This is a genomic window from Desulfosarcina cetonica JCM 12296 (assembly GCF_001311845.1).
GTDB classification, from domain to species: Bacteria; Desulfobacterota; Desulfobacteria; order Desulfobacterales; family Desulfosarcinaceae; genus Desulfosarcina; species Desulfosarcina cetonica.
Genome location: NZ_BBCC01000397.1, coordinates 1 through 2,171, shown reverse-complemented (window position 1 = coordinate 2,171; position 2,171 = coordinate 1). Strand labels below are relative to the sequence as shown.

Annotated in this window: 4 protein-coding genes; all 4 read left to right on the top strand. The window is 65.3% G+C overall.

What is annotated here, in order from left to right:
- Window positions 1-620 (top strand): beta-ketoacyl synthase N-terminal-like domain-containing protein (locus JCM12296_RS46715; RefSeq protein ID WP_281492266.1); only part of this gene is annotated, 620 nt, incomplete at its 5' end.
- On the top strand, window positions 602-1,096 hold the full coding sequence (locus JCM12296_RS46710; RefSeq protein ID WP_054702599.1) for a beta-ketoacyl-[acyl-carrier-protein] synthase family protein: 495 nt from the start codon (window positions 602-604) through the stop codon (window positions 1,094-1,096). The genes JCM12296_RS46715 and JCM12296_RS46710, both read left to right, overlap by 19 nt.
- 1 nt (window position 1,097) lies before the next feature.
- Window positions 1,098-1,577, top strand: a complete 480-nt coding sequence (locus JCM12296_RS34295) for an acyl-CoA thioesterase (RefSeq protein WP_054702595.1) — start codon at window positions 1,098-1,100, stop codon at window positions 1,575-1,577.
- Window positions 1,556-2,171, top strand: a 616-nt coding sequence (locus JCM12296_RS34290) for a hotdog family protein (RefSeq protein WP_054702592.1), incomplete at its 3' end; no start/stop codon positions are given. The genes JCM12296_RS34295 and JCM12296_RS34290, both read left to right, overlap by 22 nt.

Sequence of the window (2,171 nt, the reverse complement as noted above, 5' to 3'; positions counted from 1 at the left end):
CCGACTGGGATCCGGCGGCGCTGGGGTATTTCGACCGCAAGGAGCAGTACAACTGGAACGCCGACTACGTGTTTCTCACCATGACCCTGTGCATCCGCGCCCTGGTGCATGCCGGTCTGACAATGGACGCCCAAACCGGCCCGCGCACGGCCTGCCTGGTGGGCTCGGCCTTGAACGGCAGCGACGCCCTGCGCATCGCCTTTGAAAATTACACCACCAAGGGACCGCTCAAGGTCAGTCCCTATCTTTTGCCCAACCTGTGCGCCAACCTGCCGGCGGGCAAGGCCGGCATGCAGTTGGGTTTCACCGGCCCGATCTTCTCGCCCCAGGGCGCCTGCGCATCGGGCAACCACGCCATCGGCATCGGTGCACGCATGATCCGCGACGGCGACTGCGATTTCGTCCTCGCCGGGGGTGTGGAGACCTGCCTGATCCCCGAAATCATCCAGGGATTCGCCAACATGTGGGCGACGATCAAGGTCGAGCCCGGTGACCGCGCCTTCTCCGACCCCACCCAGCGTCGCGCCCCTTCAGCATCGATCGCCGCGGCATCGTCCTGGCCGAGGGTGGCGGGGTCATCGTCCTGGCCAGTGAGGATCAGGTGGTCAAACACCATCTGACGCCCCGGGCCGAGGTTCTGGGGGTGGGCTGGACCTCGGATGCCCACCACTTCACCCTGCCCAACCGTGGCACCATCGTGCAGGCCATCGGCCAGGCCATCGAGGATGCCGAACTGCGACCCGAGGATATTGAATACATCAACGCCCACGGCACCTCCACATCCAAGGGCGACAAGGTCGAGATCGAAAGCCTGCGGGAGGTGTTCGGTGCGGACCTGGCCCGGATTCCGGTGTCGTCCAACAAATCCCAGATCGGCCACACGCTGGGCGCGGCGGCGGCCATCGAGGCCGCCCTAAGCATCGAGGCCATGCACCAGGGGATCGTCCTGCCCACGGTGAACCATATCCCCGATCCCGATTTCGCCGACATCGACCTGGTGCCCAACCAGGCCCGGCGCCACCCCCACCGGGTGTTCTTGTCCAACGCCTTCGGCTTCGGCGGCACAAACTGCTGTGTCGTTTTCAGGGGAGTGTGAGATGCGGCCCAAACCGTTCATCCCCCAGGCCATCGACGAAAAGGCTGCATTCTTCCGCGACGCCACCAGCGGCCTTTCCTGGCACCGCTGCGAACTGCGCACCCTGTATGCCGACACGGACCGCTCCCAGGTGGTCTACCATGCCAACTACCTGCGCTACTTCGAGTTCGGCCGGGCCTCGCTGATGCGCGAGGCCGCCTATCCCTACCGGGAGATCGAGGAGAGCGGCTTCACCTATCCGATCATCGCCACCGGTCTGGACTACTTCCGGCCCCTTTACTACGACGATGCCATGTACATCTTCACCCGGCCCGGCGAACGCCAGCGGGTCAAGCTGCAATTCGATTACGTGATCACCCACGCGGAAAGCGGCGAGCTGGTCTGCACCGGGTTCACCCGCCATTGCGCCGTCAACGCGGCAGGCATACCGGTGGGCATCGATGAGAAAACCGTGCGCCTATGGGAGATCTTCCCCGCATAACAGCCACTGCCACCCAGGCGCTGACCCTTGGTGTCCAATCGTCCTGGCCGGACCACCATTTTCAGGGGCGGCCGGTGCTGCCGGCCGTGGAGGCCATGCAGATCCTAGCCGCACGGATGCGCGCCGACCGGCCCACTCTGGATGTGCATACGATCAGCAACGCCCGTTTCCCCAAGTTTCTCGCCATCGCGCCGGACCGCGACAGCGTGGAAACCCGCTGTGAAACCACCGACCAAGAAGACGGCGGCGTCCAAACGGCCCTGACCAGCAATGTCACCGTCGGGGCGGCGCGCATCCGCCGCAGTGTCACCCACGCCGAACTTTGTTTCGGCGGTACCGTCGCTCCCCTGCCTCCCATGCCCCTGGATTTGTTGGCCGCCATGGAGGGAATCTGCACGAATGTCGATCCCGAGGTGATCTATCGCGAGCTGGTGCCCTTCGGCCCGAGGTTTCGCTCCATTTGCCGGCCCCTGGTGATCTCTGCCGACGGCGCCCTGGCCCGGGTCCGGGCACCTGCCCATGCCGACGCCTATCCGGGGCCGCTGGGTTCCGGCTTTCCCCTGGACGGGGCCTTTCACGCCGCCTGCGTCTGGG